General features: G+C 55.3%; 2 protein-coding genes. Both read left to right on the top strand.

Features of this window, described 5'->3' with window-relative positions; translation table 11 throughout:
* Window positions 1–240: 240 nt before the first annotated feature.
* A complete protein-coding gene (locus ADK28_RS02770) occupies window positions 241–960 on the top strand; it encodes a DUF3053 domain-containing protein (protein ID WP_016929578.1) in 720 nt (239 codons plus the stop codon).
* Window positions 961–1,501: 541 nt separating this feature from the next.
* Window positions 1,502–2,267 (top strand): PTS transporter subunit EIIC (locus ADK28_RS02775; protein ID WP_048794811.1); only part of this gene is annotated, 766 nt, incomplete at its 3' end.

The following is a 2,267-nucleotide window of genomic DNA, read 5'->3' on the forward strand; positions in this document are numbered from 1 at the left end:
CGACTTGGGGGGCGACTTGGGGGGCGACTTGGGGAAATTGAAGCGTTCGGTCGCCGACGGCAATGAACCTCAGTGCGTTTTGCGCACGATGTTCAACCGCCACCGGCCGAGACAATGTTCACCGCAAACGGAATCGCGTATCGGAACGCCGCCAGTTGATCTATTCTTATAGGCGCACGGAGTGCGGAAAAAGGGGCGGAGTCCAATGAAAAAGCAGGTTTATAACAGGAGTTATGTCACATGGCGGTAGGGATCCAGAGCAGAGGTTTCGCGCGTTGGTTGGCACCGGTATTGGCATTGTTGGTGGTCATGCAATTGACCGCCTGCGGCGATAAAGAGCCGGAACAGCGCAAAGCATTTATCGATTACTTACAGAATACCGTGATGCGCAGCGGGGCGAATATCCCCACGCTGAGTGAAGACCAGAAGCAGAAGTTCGGCAACTATGCCGGCGATTACGCGATTTTGGTCGGCTTTTCACAGCAGTTGTCCAAGTCGGTCGGCGCCAGCCTGACCCCGGCGCTGGATCAGATTAACCAGATCCGCACCGCACAGGACTATCTGAACAAACGCGATGCGCTGCAGCAATCGGTCGGGGCGTTGAACCTGCTGGGCCAGCAGATCCAGTCCGCCAAGTCGCAGGCGGATACCGCCCGCGCGGCGTTGAAACAGCCCGACGATCTGAAGGCGGTGTACAACCAGGCCTATGACAAAATCGTCACCGCGCCGGCCAACGCCCTGATGCCGGCGATCCCGACCACCGCCAGCTTTGTGCAGGATCTGGTGCAGGTTGGCGATTTCCTGCAGAGCCAGGGCAATCAGGTCAGCTTCAACAACAACGGCGTGCAGTTCCGCACTGCGCAGCAGGTGGCGCAGTACAACACCATGATGTCGAATCTGGTGGCCAAACAGCAGAACCTGGTGAATGCGCAGAAAGCCATTCAAAGCGTGACGCAATAACGCGCCTACGACGATCTACAGGCCGGCATTGCCGGCCTGCTTTATTTCCCCTCAGCGTTTCCAATAGCTTGCTGGTTTATTGCGCAGGCTTCTGTACTACACTTCAATTAATCCATTCATTCGGCAATGTAGTTTTCTTTCATTCATCACTTCGCTAGTTCCCGGCGGGATGAGTGCTCACAGGGAAGATCAAACAGAGCGTCGCGATCGGGCGCTGCAGTCAAAAATAAATTGTGATGTTTATCACAATTTAAAAACAAATCACCAAGTTAAAAATGTGACCGTTATCACTTTATTGTCGATTTTTTGGCGGTTTTTTTCTCACTGTGCTTTTTTTACACGTCATAAGTGTGATCTTTATCACTATAAATGAGGGTTTGTTGGGGTGTTGTGTGTGACTTGTATCACAAAAAATTCGTGAAGTTCGCGTGACAAAAACAGCGTGATAGAGTCCGTTTCGCATACAGCGGCAACACGGCTGGATCGTCACAACAATAATCACGCGCTCTATTGTCAGCGCGTAACAATAGGGGTGTGTTTTATGTTTTCACCAGACATCAAGGTTAAAGTGCAAAACTTTGGCCGCTTCCTGAGCAACATGGTGATGCCCAACATCGGCGCCTTTATCGCCTGGGGGATTATCACCGCGCTATTCATTCCAACCGGCTGGCTGCCGAATGAAACCTTAGCCAAGCTGGTCGGCCCGATGATCACCTATCTGCTGCCGCTGCTGATCGGCTACACCGGCGGGCGGCTGGTGGGCGGCGAGCGCGGCGGCGTGGTCGGCGCCATCACCACCATGGGCGTCATCGTCGGCGCCGACATGCCGATGTTCCTCGGCTCGATGATCGCCGGCCCGCTGGGTGGCTGGGCTATCAAGCATTTCGACCGCTGGGTGGACGGCAAGATCAAAAGCGGCTTTGAAATGCTGGTGAACAACTTCTCCGCCGGCATCATCGGCATGCTGCTGGCAATCCTGGCTTTCCTGGGCATCGGGCCGCTGGTGGAGGTGCTCTCCAAGCTGCTGGCGGCGGGCGTGCACGTGATGGTGAAGAACAACCTGTTGCCACTGGCGTCCATCTTCGTTGAACCGGCGAAAATCCTGTTCCTGAACAACGCCATCAACCACGGCATCTTCTCGCCGCTGGGTATCCAGCAGGCCACGGAAGTCGGTAAGTCGGTATTCTTCCTGATTGAAGCCAACCCAGGCCCGGGCATGGGCGTGCTGATGGCCTACATGTTCTTCGGCCGCGGCAGCGCCAAGCAATCCGCCGGCGGTGCGGCGATCATTCACTTCCTGGGCGGCA

The sequence above is a fragment of the Serratia sp. 506_PEND genome (assembly GCF_001076875.1).
Classification (GTDB): domain Bacteria; phylum Pseudomonadota; class Gammaproteobacteria; order Enterobacterales; family Enterobacteriaceae; genus Serratia; species Serratia marcescens.